The sequence below is a fragment of the Comamonas sp. E6 genome (assembly GCF_001010305.1).
In the GTDB taxonomy this organism is placed as follows: Bacteria; Pseudomonadota; Gammaproteobacteria; order Burkholderiales; family Burkholderiaceae_C; genus Comamonas; species Comamonas thiooxydans.
The window spans coordinates 13,425-30,777 of the sequence record NZ_BBXH01000028.1 but is presented as its reverse complement, the minus strand read 5'-3'; the positions used below and the strand labels follow the sequence as shown (position 1 = coordinate 30,777).

The 17,353-nt window shown below is 55.3% G+C and carries 12 protein-coding genes; 9 read left to right on the top strand and 3 right to left on the bottom strand.

Going from position 1 to position 17,353, the window contains the following annotated elements:
• Positions 1-442 precede the first annotated feature (442 nt).
• From CSE6_RS26240 to CSE6_RS22110, 7 genes are all read left to right on the top strand, one after another.
• Complete coding sequence (locus CSE6_RS26240) at positions 443-760, top strand: hypothetical protein (RefSeq protein WP_193751164.1); 318 nt, start codon at positions 443-445, stop codon at positions 758-760.
• Positions 741-3,554, top strand: coding sequence for a transporter substrate-binding domain-containing protein (locus tag CSE6_RS22135; protein WP_238585773.1), 2,814 nt, complete (start codon positions 741-743; stop codon positions 3,552-3,554). Before CSE6_RS26240 ends, CSE6_RS22135 begins: the two co-directional genes overlap by 20 nt.
• Before the next feature lie 331 nt (positions 3,555-3,885).
• A complete protein-coding gene (locus tag CSE6_RS22130) occupies positions 3,886-4,425 on the top strand; it encodes a hypothetical protein (RefSeq protein WP_152668623.1) in 540 nt (179 codons plus the stop codon).
• Between the two features lie 73 nt (positions 4,426-4,498).
• Positions 4,499-5,416, top strand: a complete 918-nt coding sequence (locus CSE6_RS22125) for a YafY family protein (protein WP_083994791.1) — start codon at positions 4,499-4,501, stop codon at positions 5,414-5,416.
• Between the two features lie 100 nt (positions 5,417-5,516).
• The gene (locus CSE6_RS26235) at positions 5,517-7,955 is read left to right on the top strand and encodes an AAA family ATPase (RefSeq protein WP_059441504.1); all 2,439 of its coding nucleotides are present in this window, start codon (positions 5,517-5,519) and stop codon (positions 7,953-7,955) included.
• Positions 7,952-9,652 (top strand): LeoA/HP0731 family dynamin-like GTPase, encoded by a 1,701-nt coding sequence (locus CSE6_RS22115; RefSeq protein ID WP_059441503.1) that lies wholly within the window; start codon positions 7,952-7,954, stop codon positions 9,650-9,652. Before CSE6_RS26235 ends, CSE6_RS22115 begins: the two co-directional genes overlap by 4 nt.
• Positions 9,653-10,270: 618 nt before the next feature.
• Positions 10,271-10,732 (top strand): hypothetical protein, encoded by a 462-nt coding sequence (locus tag CSE6_RS22110; protein ID WP_059441502.1) that lies wholly within the window; start codon positions 10,271-10,273, stop codon positions 10,730-10,732.
• Positions 10,733-11,550: 818 nt separating this feature from the next.
• On the opposite strand, the gene CSE6_RS22105 is transcribed toward CSE6_RS22110, so the two are convergent.
• The 3 genes from CSE6_RS22105 to CSE6_RS22095 form a co-directional block, all read right to left on the bottom strand.
• Positions 11,551-12,525, bottom strand: coding sequence for a magnesium and cobalt transport protein CorA (locus CSE6_RS22105; RefSeq protein WP_059441501.1), 975 nt, complete (start codon positions 12,523-12,525; stop codon positions 11,551-11,553).
• Positions 12,526-12,967: 442 nt separating this feature from the next.
• Entirely contained in the window at positions 12,968-13,942 is a 975-nt protein-coding gene (locus tag CSE6_RS22100; protein ID WP_059441500.1) for a tripartite tricarboxylate transporter substrate binding protein, read from the bottom strand.
• Positions 13,943-14,235: 293 nt separating this feature from the next.
• Positions 14,236-14,793, bottom strand: coding sequence for an ureidoglycolate lyase (locus CSE6_RS22095; RefSeq protein ID WP_003062254.1), 558 nt, complete (start codon positions 14,791-14,793; stop codon positions 14,236-14,238).
• A 193-nt stretch (positions 14,794-14,986) separates the two neighbouring features.
• Between CSE6_RS22095 and CSE6_RS22090 the strand changes: the two genes are divergently transcribed.
• Positions 14,987-16,321, top strand: coding sequence for an MFS transporter (locus CSE6_RS22090; RefSeq protein ID WP_059441499.1), 1,335 nt, complete (start codon positions 14,987-14,989; stop codon positions 16,319-16,321).
• 126 nt (positions 16,322-16,447) lie between these two features.
• Complete coding sequence (locus tag CSE6_RS22085; protein WP_122974441.1) at positions 16,448-17,164, top strand: FadR/GntR family transcriptional regulator; 717 nt, start codon at positions 16,448-16,450, stop codon at positions 17,162-17,164.
• The last annotated feature ends 189 nt before the right edge of the window (positions 17,165-17,353 follow it).

The window sequence follows — 17,353 nt, the reverse complement described above, 5'->3', positions numbered from 1 at the left end:
AGTCCAATAAATGAGAGGCGCGATTTCGGCTCCTTCTGGCCGTGCAGCGGAACAAGCTCAGCCCGCAGTCCCATATGGGCTGGAAGTAATGCGGCAAGCTGCACATGCGTGCTGCGTGCTGCGTGCTGCGTGCTGCGTGCTGCGTGCGCGGCCGCAGGGTGTGAAAGACGCTTCTGCCGAATTTCTGTGCTGTGGCGCAGAGTCTTTGTTTTTGGCTCAGCGCAGTTGCCCAGGCGCTTAATCGGCACTTGGTACTTGGTACTTGGTACTTGGTACTTGGTACTTGATATTCCGCAACTGAATGGCAAACAGTGCCGGCTTGTTAATAAGGCTGCGCGGCAATGAATTCAAGCCGTCCCCGCAAGTCCTCTCGACGCCACTTGTTTCCTGTGCAGTTCTGTGACCTTTCGTAAATCTCCAGGCAGAAATCGAGCCAGGAGTGATGCCTGAATCCATCCCCGATCAATATTCGGAAGTTGCCGTCCCGGCGTTTATCGGCGGCCTGCTTGATAAGATCAGGCGAAGTGAAGGCTGCAGAGAAGGGCGGCTGACAACAGAGCGCCATCAGTCCTTATTTCGTCGAGCCGAAGACCGCTTTCGGCTGGAGCGCAGGGAATGCCAAGGCACTCGGTCAGTTGAATGGCGAGATAAACAAACATACCAAAACGATGCGCTTTATACGGTGTTTCCTGGTTCTCCTGATCCTGTCATTGGCAGTCATGGCCCCAGGCCGGGCGGAGTTGAGCGTCTTCAACTTTGAGCCGCGTATTACTTCTGCCTCCCGCAATTGGCTGGGCGATGAGCAACGCAAAACGTTGGACCAGCGCGGCCAGCTCACGCTGGGGGTTTCGCTGCCGGACTATCCTCCCCTGGGTATTTTTGATGCAGGCCGGTTTCGCGGCATCACGGCCGACTATGTGGGCCTGCTGTTCGCGTCTCCCGTGCGCGTGCAGCCGTTCCGCAGTCGAGAGGCCGCCTTGCAGGCCCTGCAACGCGGCGAGATCGACATGCTTGGCGGCGGCACGCCCAGCGACGCCCGGCTGGCAGGCCTGCAACTCACCCGCCCCTATCTTGCGGACCAGCCTGTGCTGGTCTCCAGGATCGATGCTCCCTTTGACGCCAAGACCCAGGGAACCAAGGTGGCGGTCAATCCGGGGTATCTGCCGGCTGCACAGACGGCCGAGATATATCCCAACAGCCGCCTTCTGAACTTTGTGTCGCCCAAACGTGCGCTGGAGGCACTGAGTCTGGGCGAGGTCGATGCGGTCCTGGCCGATGCCTCGTCAGCCCACTACCTCATCAGCATCAACTATCTGGTGAATCTCAAGATCCAGGGCTTTGTTCCCGTGGACAGCGCTGGATTTGGTTTCCTGGTCCGCATGGGCGACAGCACGCTGCTCGACTATCTCGACCAGGCCATTCCGAAGGTCGCGGCGGAATATGGCGACGATATTTTGTACTCCTGGAGCGGCGGACGGCCACTGCGCCTGGGCCAAGACCGCATTCCATTGACTGCATCGGAGAATCGCTGGCTGGCCGCGCATCCGAGTGTTCCGGTGGTCTTGAACGGTTCGCTGGGCGCGCTGGGGCAGTTCTCCAGTGACGGGAGGGCCCAGGGCATCGGCCCCGAGTATCTGGAACTCATCGGTCGCCGCACCGGGCTGAAGTTCGACTACATTCGCGCTCGCAACTACTCGGAGCTCAATGCCATCCTGGGCCAGCGGCGGGCGCTGCTGACTCCGGTTTTTGCGCCCTCGGATGAGGCGCCGCAGGGGCTTGAAATACTCACCCCTTATCTGAGGACCTCGGTCATTGTCATGGCCCCGGCAGGAGCGGCCAAGGGAATCACGGACGATGGGCAGAGCATTCATCAGCTGGCAGACCTGGACGGGAAGAGGGTGGCCGTCGTCAAGGGCTATTTTCTCGAAAGTGCCATACGTCGCGACCACCCGAGCGTGAAGATCCGCGCGTTCCCGGACATGACGCAGGCCATGCAGAGTGTTGTGCAGGGGCGCAGCGATGCCGTTGTCGGCAGCGACTACGCGATGCGCTTCATCAACGCCAGGTATCTTGGGAACCGGCTGGCGCCGATAGGCATTCTGGACGACTACACGCCCCGCGTCGCCATGGCGGTACAGGCTCAGGAGCCTGAGCTGGTGGCGATCCTGGAGAAGGCCCGGCTTTCAATCACGCCTGAAGATGTGGCCGAACTGGTGCGCAACTGGGAACCCGGACATCCTGCCGATGGCTGGGGATTCTGGAACGCGCATCGACAGGCACTATTGCGGGTGGCGGGCGCACTGGGCCTGGCGGCCGCGATCTCGCTGATCTGGGGGATATACCTGACCCGTCAGGTTCGCCGGACAAGGCGTGCGGAACAGCGTGCCGAAGCCGCCAATCAGGCCAAGACCCAGTTCCTCGCCACCATGACCCATGAGATTCGCACGCCTCTTGCGGCGATCATCGGCCTGCTGGACATGGCCCGGCAGCGAAGCCAGGGAACGGCCGCCGAGGATGGCAGCCTGCCAGCGGCTCAGGATGCGGCACAGACCATGCTGCTGCTGCTCAACAATGTGCTGGATCTCAACCGGATCGAGTCGGGCCTGATCCACTCAAGTCCCAAACCGGTGGCGCTCGGGCCCTTGATTGAGGACATGGCTGTTCTGGTCCGGGGCATGGCCTATCGCAAGCAGCTCAGCCTGGAGATGTCGGTCGCCCCCGAAGTCGATACATGGGTGATGGTCGATCCGCTGCACCTCAAGCAAGTGCTGTTCAACCTTCTCAGCAACGCTGTCAAGTTCACCGCTCACGGGGGCATTGCCCTGACAGCGACTGGAAGCGCCGAGAGCGGAATGCTGAACCTTTGCTTGGAGGTCGAAGATACCGGAATGGGTATCGAGCCGGCTGATCAGGCTCGGCTCTTCGAGCCCTATGAACAGGTGGCATCGGCTCAGCAGGGGCAGGTCTTTGGCAGCGGTCTCGGGCTGCACATCACCCGCCGTTTGGTGAAACATATGGGCGGAGCCGTATCTGTCGACAGTGAACCGGGACGAGGCTCCTGCTTCACGGTGAAGCTTGCGCTGCCCATTGTTGGGGCGCAGACTTTGCCGCAGCCGAAGTCGCGCATCACGCCCCGGCCGGCAGCCAGGGCGCCAGCCCATGGCACCTCACTGCCGCGCGCGCTGCTCGTTGAAGACCACGCACTCAACCGCGAGATCGTCAAAGGCATGATGTCCGATCAAGGTGTGGTTCCCGATGTTGCCGAGGACGGCGTTCAGGCCTGGGAGCTGTGCACCGAGACGGATTTTGACTTGATCGTCACGGACGGCCAGATGCCCCATATGAATGGCGCCGAACTGATCTCTAGAGTGCGCGCACGTGAAACCAGCGAGGCTAGACCTCGCTGCCGTATCGTGGCACTGACCGCCAGCATCGAAGACACGGAACGGCAGCGCTATATGGCTGCCGGCGCCGATGAGGTGCTCTGCAAGCCCATCCGCGAAGAGGACATGGCCAGAGTGATTCGCGAGTCCACGGCTCTCGTCGGAGGCTGAGCGATTTGGGGTGTGCTTGATGGGTTGGTGTGCGATCAAGGTGATTGCATGATTCGACATGGGCAACTCCTAGGGCTGCTTGCCCATCAGTGGTACAGGAGGTTGCGGTCAGTCAAGCACCTAGTACGAAAGGCTGGTCACAGTTACAAGGGGCCATAGTGCCCTGACATTGGCTGTGCCCGCCCTGGCGTCGGAAGGCCAGAATATTCGCGCCTTGAACCGCCTACTGCCAGCTTCATTGCTATCGGATCGAATGATCAAGCGACACAGGCTGTCGTTATCAACTTCTAGAGTTTGGACTTTCTTCAGCTTTTTACAGGAAGAGCCGTCCATGGTTGCTAGCGATACTGCGATACGAGACCTTTATGCACTACTGAACGCATTGTATGTACGCGAATGCGAATTACATCTTCGCTTATCCCAGGAAATATCGACAGCACTTGCGCACTATGGTCCTTGCATCCTGGCACTTGACGTTGCAGACCCTCTGGATGCAAAAATCATCGCCCTGCATTACCAACTAGCACGGCGTCGGATTGAGCAGTTCAAGCAAGAAATCTCTGAACGCACTTATTGTTTGAATTGCTCCCTGGCTGTGCAAGAGATGCTGCGCTTACAAGGTGTGAGCACAGAATTTCAATGTGATACGAGCGTGACTCTAAACTCCCATAGTTCTTGTTCGACGGAGGAGTTAGTGCAGCAGATCAACACGGTATTTCTTCATTTGATGGTGTGCAACGAGTCCCTACAGCACCAACTGAAAGAAATAGTCAGTGCCTCTGACGCATGGATAAACGACAAAACAGCAAAGTCCAATCAAAGAGTGAGTCATAACACACAGGGCTCACGCAAAGTAATTTGGTGTGCATAGATGCTCTCTGCGACACAACCTGTCTCAAAAGGCACTTATAGTTACATTCATTGACTTACTCATCAGTTCTTGAATGTCTGCTTCATCCTTGGCAAGTTCAACATCAAAAGGCGAAAAGCTGGCACAGCGTTTGTCTCAAATTCTTGCCCGCGTACATCGAGGTGATGTGCTTGATAAGCATCAACTTGCGCAAGAATTTCAAGTGGATGTTCGCACCATTGAGCGCGACCTTGGTGATCGACTGTGCGGTATTGTCGAACGAAGTTCCAATGGTCAATGGCAACTGACTCACACAGTGCGTAGCAGTATTCCAGTCAAACACTTGCATGGCTATGCGCGTATGTCGGGAACAGAGCATCTGTTTCCAGATAACAGCTTGCGCTACCTCTTAGAGCAACTTCATACCCCAGAACAACAGCGGACGACCCATGTGCAGGCAGTTGCGCATGAAGATTTGCGCCCCCGTACACGAGAGTTTTTGGAGCTTCAAGCTGCCATCGAGCAGAGACACCCATGTCAATTTAATTACAAGGGTAAAGCACGCAATGTGCAGCCCTACAAGCTCATTCACAAAAACGGCGTTTGGTACCTAGCAGCGGAAGAGGGCGCTAAGCTGAAAAATTTCAGCATTGCATTGATTGATCACTTGCTGGTGGACACAAGCAGTCTCTTTGCACCGAAGCACAGTCATAAGGAATACATCGAAGCCAAGGATGATGTTTGGTTTACTGAAAACACCACTGAAGCTTTGCTGCGTGTAGCTCCTGAAGTTGCGCATTACTTTATTCGTCGGCCGTTACTGCCAAAGCAGCACCAATGGCAAGACAGAGACGGCTCTTTGATAGTTACCACGCAGATCAATCATATCGACCAGCTACTGCCCGTCGTGCGGTATTGGCTGCCGCATGTGCGAATAGTCAAGCCTGTGGCATGGCATGAAGAATTACAGGTTGGTTTGCAAAAAGCACTGGCGAAATGGAGTGGGAGCTAGTGCTATCGAGCAAAGCTGATCAAATCACCCGCTCTCAAAAATCTACTAAACAATCCATCGTAACTTCTGCTGGTGGAGTTATTAAATACTTCTAAAACTCATGGTCGATAGTTTCAAAAATCCTGAAGAGATTTATCAGCAAATTAATACCGAGCTGGAAAAGGTGGTTCAGTCTGTCAATGCTCTGTCGCAGGACGATGCTGTCAGTCAGGAAAAGAACAGTGCGCAGCTGACGCTAAGCGAGTGCCAGCAGGAACTGGGGCAACAACTGAATGAGCTGCGCAGGAACTCAGAGTGGAACCGTTTTACGATTGCCTTCTATGGCGAAACCGGCGCAGGCAAGTCCACTCTGATCGAGACGTTACGCATCTTGCTTCATGAACCCAGCAAAGTGCAGGCGCGCAAGCAGTACGATGCAATACATGCGCAGTTGCGGGCCAGCGAAACGCGGCTGCAGACTTTGAATGACCAGGTGCAGATCACTCAGGATACGCTAGGTCGTTTTGCCGAGCAGTTGCAAGCTTTGCGTGAGAGCTATGAAGCCCCTGCACAAGTGGTCTCGCATGCTATCGATTCGACTCAGCTACGCCATACAGCGGCATTAGAGCAACTCGATCAGCAGTTGCAAGCAGCGCAGGCAGCGCACCAGCAGGCCAGCCAGGCAGTGCAAACGTTGCAGGACTTTATTGAGCAGCATCAGCGTACGGCATCACTTTGGGAGAAGTTCAAAGAGTTGTTTAAGCAGCTGCCGCAAAAACAGGCTTTGCGTGAAGCTGAGGCTCATCAGCAGCTCACACAGCAAAAGCAGAGCACGGCCACAGGCGCAGTGCATGCTCAGAAGGAGCTCCACCAGCAAGAGCGCGAGGGGCTAGAAAAACAGCTGTCCGACGTGCGCCTAGCCTGCGAGATGGCCTGTGTTCAGATGGCCGGAGAGGAAACTCGAACGCGCATACAGCTAACTCAATTGCAAAATGATCGACTTACCCAACAGGCGCAGTACGAACAGCTGTGCCAGCAGCAACTGCAATATGTGGATGGGGAGATCATTGGTGATGGTCGCTCCGACCACACGCTGCTGACGAAGCAGTATGACTTTCACCTTCATGGGCAGGATTTTGCGCTGCTGGATGTACCGGGCATTGAAGGCAACGAGACTAAGGAAGTGGCGCTACCCGTAGGCGGTAAGAGCACGGTGTATGAACAGATCACCAGTGCCGTACAACGCGCACACGCAGTGTTCTATGTCACGAACAAGGCTGCGCCCCCTCAGACCGGTGACATCCAGACTCGAGGTACTTTAGAAAAGATCCGCGAGCACTTGGGCTCTCAGACTGAAGTGTGGTCTATCTTTAACAAGAAAATCTCCAACGCCAAGCATTCGCTCAAGGGTAAAGAGCTACTGTCACAGGACGAATTGGCAAGCCTGCAGGGGCTGGATGAAGTGATGAGCCAGCACTTGGGTAAACACTACCGGAAGGCGATTTCGCTGGCGGCGCTACCAGCGTTTTTGGTCTCCACCAATCATTTTTCCCCTGGCTCAATCAACATAAGCCGTCGCCAGAAGATTCTGGACGATTTCACGCCCGAGGACCTGCTGCGATGCACACAGATGACGCCTTTTCTGGAGTTTCTAGCCAGCTCGCTAGTGACAGATTGCAAAGCGCGCATCAAGAAATCCAACTTCAATAAGGCGCACGAGGCGCTCAGAGGTACGCTGGGAAAACTCAAGAGCATCCGCAGTAATTTTAGTAAGTTGTACAAGGACTTGGGGGGGAATGAGCAAGATGCTAAAGCGCAACTGCAAAGCAGTTATGCATCATTGCAGGGGCGCCTAAGGGCCTCTGGCTCGCAGCTAATCAGCAACTTTGAGAGCAATGTGCGCAACAAGGTATACAGCCGCATTGATGAAGACATCAGCAATGATGACTTCAAAAGCTCACTGTCTTACCACATCGACCAAGAGCAGAAGATACTGCAGCAGCAGTTTCCCGCTACGTTGCAACGTGATATTGAACGCTTCCAAACCGATGTGAAGGATGTGGTGGATAAGTTTCAAGAGCATGCGCAGGAACTCACCTCCATCTACGATCAACTCAACAAGACGCGCCTCAACACCAAAATCGATCTGAAGATCAATATCGATAACGGTATCAAGGTAGGTAGTCTACTGCTGAGCATAGCGGGCGGTATTGCTGCAGTTTTTGGTACTGGCGGTTGGATCTTGGTGATTGGCCTAGTGGGATTGCTATTCTCGTTTGCAAAATCGGTTTGGGGCTGGTTTGATTCGGACTACAAGAAGTCGGAGCAGCGCAAATCTGTCAACCAGAATCTGAGCAAAATCGTCTCACAGCTGCACCTGTCTCTGGATACAGGACTGGAGGAGGCATTACCCGGCGTGCGAGCCAAGCTCGACCAGATTGAGCAAGCCATTGAAGTGCCGGTCAAGCAGACGGGGGAGCTGGTCGCGTTGCTGCAGCATTCCACCGACAAACTCACACTCATGTCGAAAAAAATCATTAATCAGGGAGGGTTGTCATGAACAACACTTTGAACCAATTCAAGAATCAGCAAGCACAAATGTTGAACTTGCTGAATGAGCTAAAAGAAGTGGTGCAGCAGGGCGAGCAGGCCGGTATGCCGCATGATCCAAAGCTGGATGACAAGATCCAAACCGCGTTGCGCAGTGTCTCGGGCGACAAGCTCAAGGTGGCGCTGGTGGGCGGTTTCTCGGAAGGCAAGACATCGATTGCTGCCGCTTGGATGGAGCGCTTGGACAAGTCAAGTATGAACATCAGCCACCAGGAATCGTCGAACGAGGTCAAGGTGTATGAGGTTGACGGGGACTTTGTGCTCATCGATACGCCTGGCCTGTTCGGCTTTAAGGAGCAAATGAACGCAGAAACGCATGCCGTTGAGAAGTACAAAGACATCACAAAGAAGTACGTGAGCGAGGCGCACCTAGTGCTGTACGTCATGAACTCCACTAACCCAATCAAGGAAAGCCACAAAGAAGACCTGCAGTGGCTGTTCCGCACGCTGAACTTGCTGCCGCGTACGGTGTTCGTGCTCAGCCGCTTCGACGAGATTGCCGATGTGGAGGATGAGGCCGACTATGACTACAACTTTTCCATTAAGAGAAAGAATGTTCATGAACGCCTGAGCGGCGCGCTGCATTTGACGTCCGAGGAGCAGGAAAACCTGAGCATTGTGGCCGTGGCCGCCAATCCGTTCGATCAAGGTGTGGAATATTGGCTGCAGAACCTTGAGGAGTTCAAGGCGCTGTCTCATATCCACACGTTGCAAAAGGCCACCAGTGACAAGATCAAGCAGCGTGGCTACGGCGTACTGGTGCAGGAGATGCAGGCCAGCGTGATCAACGATATTTTGGGTAACCAGCTCCCACAGGCGCTGGACAACCACCAGCAGATTAGCGAGCAGGTGGATAAGCTCAGTCGTATGAGCACTGATCTGGCGGGCAAACTTAACCGTACATCACGCGACATTGAAGACGCCCGCATCAGCCTGCGCGACTTTGCCACACAGTACTTCAGCGACCTTATCATTCAGGCCAGAGGCTGCAGTATGGAGACATTCGCGGAGTTCTATGAGCGCGAGATCGGGGCAGAAGGTGTCAACGTGGCAACACGCTTGCAAAAAGAGTTTAGCCAACGCACTCAGTCGATCAACTTTGAGATGCAAAAGATGCAGGTCAATTTTGACAGCGAGGTAAACCACTTCAACGTCACCCTCAAGTCACTGGGCAAGCAGGGTGTCAACCATGTGCTTAAGGGCAATATGATCAACAATTCCACCGTACTGGCTGCACGTGACGGTGTAGTGTCAGTTGCTAAGACTGTGGGGCTGGACATTGGCAAGTATCTAAAGTTCAAGCCTTGGGGAGCCGTGAATTTTGCCAAAGGTGCCAACGGCATGCTTTCGGTGTTGGGCATAGCTTTGGAAGCTTGGGATACCTGGGAGAAGTGGAAGCGTGAAGATGAGTTCAAGAAGGCAATCAAAAAGATGGTCGAGGACTTTGAAAAGCAGCGCCAAGACTTCATCGATCTGGTGAACTTGGATAGTTTCTGCGATGACTTTTTTCCACAATACACGGAACTGAACCAGAAAATTAAAGAGCTCAAGCTGAGCCTGAACGAAAGCCTGAATCGCCAGCTGCGATTTGAACGCTGGGCTGAAAGTGCCAAGGCAATGGAAGTCAAGTTCCGAATGCTCAATTGAAATTGCCAGCTGCTTATTGCGTGATGAATGACATTGGCTTCCGCGATGAGGGTGGCACAGTCACACAAGGCACTGCGTTATTTTCTCAGAACCTACCCTCAAACGGGTGATTGGTGACAGGTTCAGACGCGTCACGATCTGAGTGGATATATACAAAAATGTCGTAGTGCGATGATTTACGACTTATGTGATAATAAGAAACAGGCTTGATAATCTAATTCTCAAGCCTGTTTCTTATTTATAGAATATTGAAATGAAATTTAAGGAGTCTGTATGTTTGGCCCTATAGCTCCCCGTATTTATTTTTGTCGATGTGGTTGGAGTAAATATATCTATGGCTCTAAATCAGATGTCTTGGTCAGTGAGAAGCAGGTTCCACCTAACACGTGCGAAAAATGTGGCTCAGATGACCTGAAAACTCGAGTGCCAAATTTTTTGGAGCGCTGGAAAAACGGAAAAATAGAAGGAGAGTAATGCTTTATTGACAACCGGATCTTATGTTGTGGCAATCATTCGATAGAACTGCTAAGAACAGATGAATGCTAGGCGTTGGAGGAGGGTGCCTCCTTGCTTCATGAGGCTTTGATCCTTTGATAAACCATTATGTGAATTTAAAATATGGCATTTGGATTGGCTTTTTTTCTGGTATTGATTGCTTTCACATTAATGTCCAAGGTTTCAAGGGTTGTGATGCTAACTGTTGTTGGAATTTCTGCTGTTTATGTAATTTGGCTGAAAAAGTATGGGGATATAAATTTTTCCCAGCTAAAGAGTATTTTTCAATTATTATCTATTAATATTGGGGTATTAATTTTAGGGGCTATTTGGGGGATCATGGAATCCATGTCGAACTCTGATGAGGAATATAGATGTCGACGTCAAAAATTCCTTATTTTTTTGTCTAAATGGGGTGCGATTTATCTGGTTTATAATTTCTTGGGAACAAAAATATTCAATATATATTTCAAAGATGAGACCGCTGGTTTTTTTGTAATGCGGTTTTTTGGGGGGTATGTTTTTGCTGCTTTCTTTGTGTTGTACTACTTATATAGGTGGAGGCAAAAGCGGTCAACGGCCTAGTTGGAGGGCCAGAGTGCTTGCATGCGATGTAGGAAAAATACCAATATTGGGGAGCCGATGTTATGCAGGTACTTCCTGAAGTTAATCTCGAAGCATGGCACTAAGAAAGATGGAATTGCTCAGTACCAATCAATGATGGGCAGGAGCAATACCTCAGCCGCTTGCACATTCTTGAGCACTGTTGGTATGACGTCACGAAATGCACATGCAGTTGCGTCAGAAATCCATTTGGTACGCTGTTGCTGGATGCGTTCGATTTTAGTGCGGGGCTCTCATCTCATATACCTGACTTCGGTTAAGTGACTGGTTAGCCGGGCAGAACAAGGTGTCCGCGTGCGGCTTCTCAGTACCTACTGCAGCTCAAATCAAGGGAGGTGTTGAACTCCTGCGAACTGCTCTTGAAGCAATCCGAAAGCGGCATAAGGCAGATAAGGTACGCGTACCAGTAGGAGAGCGTGAGGCAGTTTGCGGAATGCTGGTCTATTCAGGTACGTAGAGCGGAATTCCAGGCAAATGTCTTCGTAATGTTTGTTTTGCGTGTCAGCAGTCAGTTGCTTCTCTGAGTTAAGCTGCTGCCGCCTTAGGCGGTAGACTTGGGGTACATTTTCAAGAGTTGCCCCCACGCCATTCCCGCCCACGGCCAACTTCATCAAACAGTGACTGCAGAGCGGGGGCACCGGCCTTTAGCTGCGCAGCTTGTGCGACGAGAATTGTGTTGGAAATATCTGGACAGAGCGCTTGGCGCCGCTGCGGCTCGGTCATGGTTTTTGTGGATGACCGCATCCAAAGGATGTACCCAGCATGGATTCAAGCTGGCGTCATAGCCAGCCGGCCCGGCGAAAGCGGTAGTAGACATAGCTGCACACGCAGACAATCAGCAGCAGTGCAACAGGGTAGCCATACTGCCACTTCAGCTCTGGCATATGCTCGAAATTCATTCCCCAGATGCCCACAAAGGCAGTACAGATCGCAAAGATGCTCGCCCAGGCTGCCAGTCGCTTGGTGACTTCGCTTTCATCGATTGTGACCAGCGCGAGGTTGACCTGCATCGCAGTCGCTATGGTGTCGCGCATTCCCTCGATGAGGCCGTTGATGCGGACCAGGTGGTCAGCTACATCGCGGAAGTAGTCCTGCGATCCCGCGCAGACCTGAGGTACACGTCCGCCGTGGAGCTTGCTCACGGCCTCCAGCAATGGAGCAACCGCGTGCTTGAGGATCATGACACGTTGCTTCAGCCCATACAGCTGCTTGATGCTCTCGCGTGCAGCTCGCTGCGTGAAAATCTGTAGCTCGACCGCTTCCAGCTCGGCTTCCAGGGCTTCAATGATGGGGAAGTAGCGGTCAACCACCGCGTCCATCAGTGCATACAAGACAAAGCCCGAGCCGTGCTTAAGTAGCTCGGGCTCTTTCTCGCAGCGATCCCGCACTCCCAGAAAACCTTGTTTGCTGCGATTTCGGACCGACAGAACGTAGTTGGAGCCGATGAACACATCCACCTCACCCAGGTTGAAATGGCCGGGTTGAGCGGGATCAGGCTCCAGAAGATGCATGACTGTGAAGAGGGACTGGCCGTATTCCTCGATCTTGGGCCTTTGGTGTCCGTGGCTGGCATCCTCCACGGCGAGTTCGTGCAGGTTGAACTCTTCACGCATTTCGTCCAGCTTAGCTGACGTCGCATCGGACAAGGCCACCCAGACAAAGCAGTCAGGCCTTGCGATGTACTCGCTGATATCGGCGACAGCAATATCTGCCAGCTTGGATCCCTTTTCGTAGGCCACGCAATTGATCAGCATCGAGATCCTCTTTCCACAATCGAAAGGCTCAATGGTGCCATGCCTCTATCACGGCAGAGGTCAACAATGGACAGACAATGCCTGGGCTTGGGAGAGATGGACAAGTGTTGTTCAACGTCCTTTCTTCCACTGGTGCGGTTGTGGCAGCAAAACTGGCTGTTTGCCGGGAGCGGGATCGAACCGTCAGAGCCAGGTGAACTGACGCCTAGAGTAGGCGTCCTGCAGGCCACTGGCGACTGTAGATTCGGCTGGGCAGCAACGGCTTTAAGGACTGCTGTTGGAGCAAAGGACGAAATGGGGTTCTCGGCCAGGAGCAGTCGCTGACAACCTGCCGACAGGTGACGGTATTAGGCTGGTTGTCGACATCCCGTTGTATTGGACCGATGGCCGCTGCCATCTTTACCAGTCATTGGGATTTCCCTTCGACCGCCAGCGGCTGTCGTCAGTTGACCTGCATCTGGGCCTTGCGTGCCACCTCGCCCAGTCGTTTGTATTCGGACTGTGTCAGCGCTTCGAAGCCCTGGGCCGCAGATCCCTTGGGAGTGAATCCGGCCTGCACCAGCTTGTCCTTGACGGCCGGATCGCTCAGGGCCTGGTTGATGGCGGTATTGAGTTTGGCTGTGATGGCTGGATCGAGCTTGGCTGGGCCATATACGCCGAACCATGGATCGACTGCGTAGCCTTTGAGCCCGCTCTCCGCGATTGTCGGCACATTGGGTAACGATGGGCTGCGCTCGCTGCCTGCCACGGCCAGTGCTTTGAGCTTGCCTGCCTGAATGTGTGGCAGGGAAGCGGGCAGGTTATCAAACATGGCGGGTAGGTGGCCGCCAAGCATGTCGGTAATACCCGGTACGCTGCCTTTATAGGGCACATGGACGGTATCCAGGCCAGTCATTTGCGCAAACATCACGCCAGCCAGGTGCATGCTTGTTCCGGCGCCGGCAGTACCGTACTGAAAGCCTGGGTTCGCTTTGATGTAGGCGATGAATTCCTGCACATTGTTTGCCGGGAAGCTCTTGCCCACCTCCAGCACGATGGTGGAGTAGCCCAGCATGGAAACCGCCGTGAAGTCCTTGCGGGGATCAAACGCCATCGATTTGTAGATGTGCGGGTTGAGCGCATTGGTGGAGATGGCTCCGAAACCGATCGTGTAGCCGTCAGGCTTGGACTTTGCCACCACATCCATGCCGATATTGCCTCCGGCGCCGGGCTTGTTCTCGATCACCACAGCTTGGCCCAGCGTACGTGCCATGTGCTCGCCCACGACTCGTGCCACGAGATCGGTTGTTCCACCAGCCAGATACGGAACGACAAAAGTAATTGGCTTTTGCGGGAAAGCTGCTTCCGCGCGAGCGGTTGCCATGGTGGTGAGCGCACTTGCGGCGGCAATTGACGCGAGTATCTGTCGACGGTTCACGGGGTCTCCTTGGTAGTTCTATTGGGCAGCATTTGAAGTCGATATCCGGAATCTGCTTGAAGCAAGGCCTTGGAGGCCGTTGTCGCCCGAAGCAGGGTGACAAGCAGTGTATTTGTTCAAAGCAGTCCGTGGGAGCTCAATCTGGCAAGTGCTGACCAAGGACTGGGCTCAGGTGCGGATACACCCCCGTGCAGCACTGCCTTCGACTGCATGTTCCCGCTGACCTGATTATTTGTGCCGGCTATGACTGACCTGTCCGGTGATAGCGAGCAGCTGCGTTCGGCTAGGAGCCTTTAGCCGGCGTCCGGCAGCTCCAGCAACACGCCGCTGCCGTCGCCAATGGCCACCACATCGCAGTTGTGGCCGGGACCGCCGCGATCCACAACGAGAAAACGTGCAGGGGCCTGTAGGGCAATCAGGGAGTGATGCCAAACACCGCGGTGGTAGTTCACCCCCTGGCGGCCATTAGTCACGAAGGCCTGCAGGTCGCAGGGTTGCACGCTTTCGCCCGCAGCCGCGACAACGACGACGAAAGGGGTCTCCTGCAATGGCACGAAGGCCTGGCTGCCCAGCGGGTGGCGTTCCATTTCCTCCAGCCGCAGCGGCAACTCGTAAGGCAGGGCGTGGAACAGATTGATCAGCGCGTGGCCTTCTGCGCCACCGGCATCCACCTGCGCCAGCGCGTGGTAGCGCTCGGTCATGCCGTGGTTGATCTGCAAAGGGGCATGCCCCGCGCTTTCGATCACGTCACCAAAGCGGGCAAAGGCTTCGGCAGTCAGGGGCTGAATGCTAAGGCGGTGGAGGACAGGGGCGCCGCAGGAGGCGGGCGTGGTTGCCAGGACAGTGGTCATAAAAGGTTGTTGCTTGAGTTGGTCTAACTGGTAATACCAGTATGTTTTGCCTCAGCGACTTTGTCAAATTGCAAATTTAAAGAGTGGCTAGGGTAATTGCGAGTGCGCAATGTCTTGATCTTGATTATGGTTGCGATCGTTAATTCATACCGGTAATACCAGTTACGAAAACCACCGCCAACAAGGATCCAAGATGTCATCCCTTTCCTCCACCCCTGACGCTGCCGCACCGGCAGCCACGCTTGCCGGCGAAACCGCCGCCGAGGCCGCGGTCTACCGCAAGGTCGCCTGGCGTCTGCTTCCCTTCATCATGGCCTGCTATGTGGCGGCCTACCTGGACCGGGTCAACGTGGGCTTTGCCAAGCTGCACATGCTGGCGGACCTGCAGTTCAGCGAGGCCATGTACGGCCTCGGTGCGGGGCTGTTTTTCATCGGCTACTTCTTCTTCGAAGTGCCGAGCAACATGCTCATGCACCGCATAGGTGCCAAGGCTACGATTGCCCGCATCATGATCATGTGGAGCCTGATCTCGGCAGCCATGATGTTCGTGACCACGCCCACGCAGTTCTATGTGCTGCGCTTCCTGCTGGGCGCGGCCGAGGCGGGCTTCTACCCCGGCATGATCCTGTACATGACCTACTGGTTCCCGTCGTACCGGCGTGCGCGCATGGTGGCGTTGTTCATGTGCGCGATCCCGGTCTCGGGCATTCTGGGCGGGCCGCTGTCGGGCGGCATCATGGACCTGATGCAGGGCGTGGCCGGCCTGCGTGGCTGGCAGTGGCTGTTCCTGATCGAGGCCGTACCCTCCCTGCTGCTGGGCATTGCCGTGCTCTGGTATCTGGACAACAACATCCGCAGCGCGCGCTGGCTCAGCGAATCGGAAAAGACGCTGCTCGAGCGCAACATCGCCCGCGAGAACGCCAGCAAGGCAGACAGCCACATGACGCTGCGCGCGCTGTTCGCCGATCCGCGCATCATCAAGATGGCCATGATCTGCTTTTGCACGGTGATGGGCCAGTACGGCCTGACCTTCTGGCTGCCCTCACTGATCCGCCAGTCAGGCGTGGAAGGCGCCTTCCAGATCGGCCTGCTGACGGCCGTACCGTTCTCGGTGGCCGTGGTGTCCATGAACCTGGTCAGCCGCAGCTCGGACCGCATGCGCGAGCGCCGCTGGCACCTGATCGTGCCGTTCTGCGTGGGGGCCGCGGGGCTGATGCTGTCGGCCGTCTTCAGCGGCAACGTCTATCTGTCACTGGCCGCCCTGGCGCTGGCTGCAGGCGGCAGCCTCGCAACCTCGCCGCTGTTCTGGAGCCTGCCCACGGCCATTCTGTCCAGCGCAGGGGCCGCGGCAGGCATTGCGCTGATCAACTCCTTCGCCAATCTGGCTGGCTTCATCAGCCCTTACATGATCGGCCTGATCAAGGATGCGACCCAGAGCACCAATGCCGCCATGTTCGTGCTGGCCGGCGTGCTGCTGCTCGGTGCCTTTCTGACCTATACCGTGCCGGCCAAGCTGGTCAACAAGTAGCCTCGCATCGCGGCAGTCACCGTCCGGAAGCACTGCCGCAGTGTGGTCTGGAACAATGTCAGGGGCAGTGTTCGAAGCGGGATGTGCTGCGCAGTCGTTAAGATGGCGCGCATCCCCCTTTTTGCGATGAACGATCTCCCCCGAATGGAACCCTCTGTCTCCCCCAATGTCGCCGTTGCCAGCCAGGCCGCCCGCTTGATCCGGGACTGGATCGAAGCCGGCACCTATCCGGTGGGCTCACTGCTGCCCTCGCAGCGCGATCTGTCGGAACAACTGGGCATCAGCCGGACGTCATTGCGCGAGGCCTTGTCAACGCTACAGGGGCTGGGGCTGGTCGTGGCGCGGCCCGGCAAGGGCATGTATGTAACCGAGGCGTCCGAGGCGCCAGCCAGCGAGGCCTGGCGCTTTGCCGATTCGCATGCTCTCACCGATGTCTATCAGCTACGCTACGCGCTGGAAGGCTTTGCGGCGCGCCTTGCGGCCCTGGTGGTACAGCCCGAGGACCTGACGCTGCTGCGGGCTAACCTGCAGGGCATGCAGCAATGCATAGAGGCCTCGGACTTCCTGCAAGCCAGTCGTCTGGATTTCGATTTCCACATGCAGATCGCCACCATCTCGGGCAATCACGCGATTGCCGACGTGCTGCGCGGCAGCGGCGAAGTCATGCAGGAGAGCCAGCGCCTGCCGTTCTACAAGCGCGGCGCGCGCCATGCCACCTGCGAGGAGCATGCGGCCATCATCGACGGCCTTGCACAGGGCCGGCCGGAGCTGGCGCAGCAGGCCATGTCAGCGCACATCGTGCAGGCTGCCCAGCGTGCTGGCGTGCACTTTCCAACCGGCTAGGAGCTGTTCTCCCGATTCAAAGGACGGCTTTTTTACGCAAAATAAGGCGCTCATCGTTTGTGCTGAGGCGTGAGCACATTACCAGTGCGAGACGGCTATAGCGACGGGTTGGGCCTCAGGCTTGGTAGAGCTCCCAGCAGCCCGACTTCCCCAGCACGCCGTTAGATTGGCACTATCTCCCATGAATGC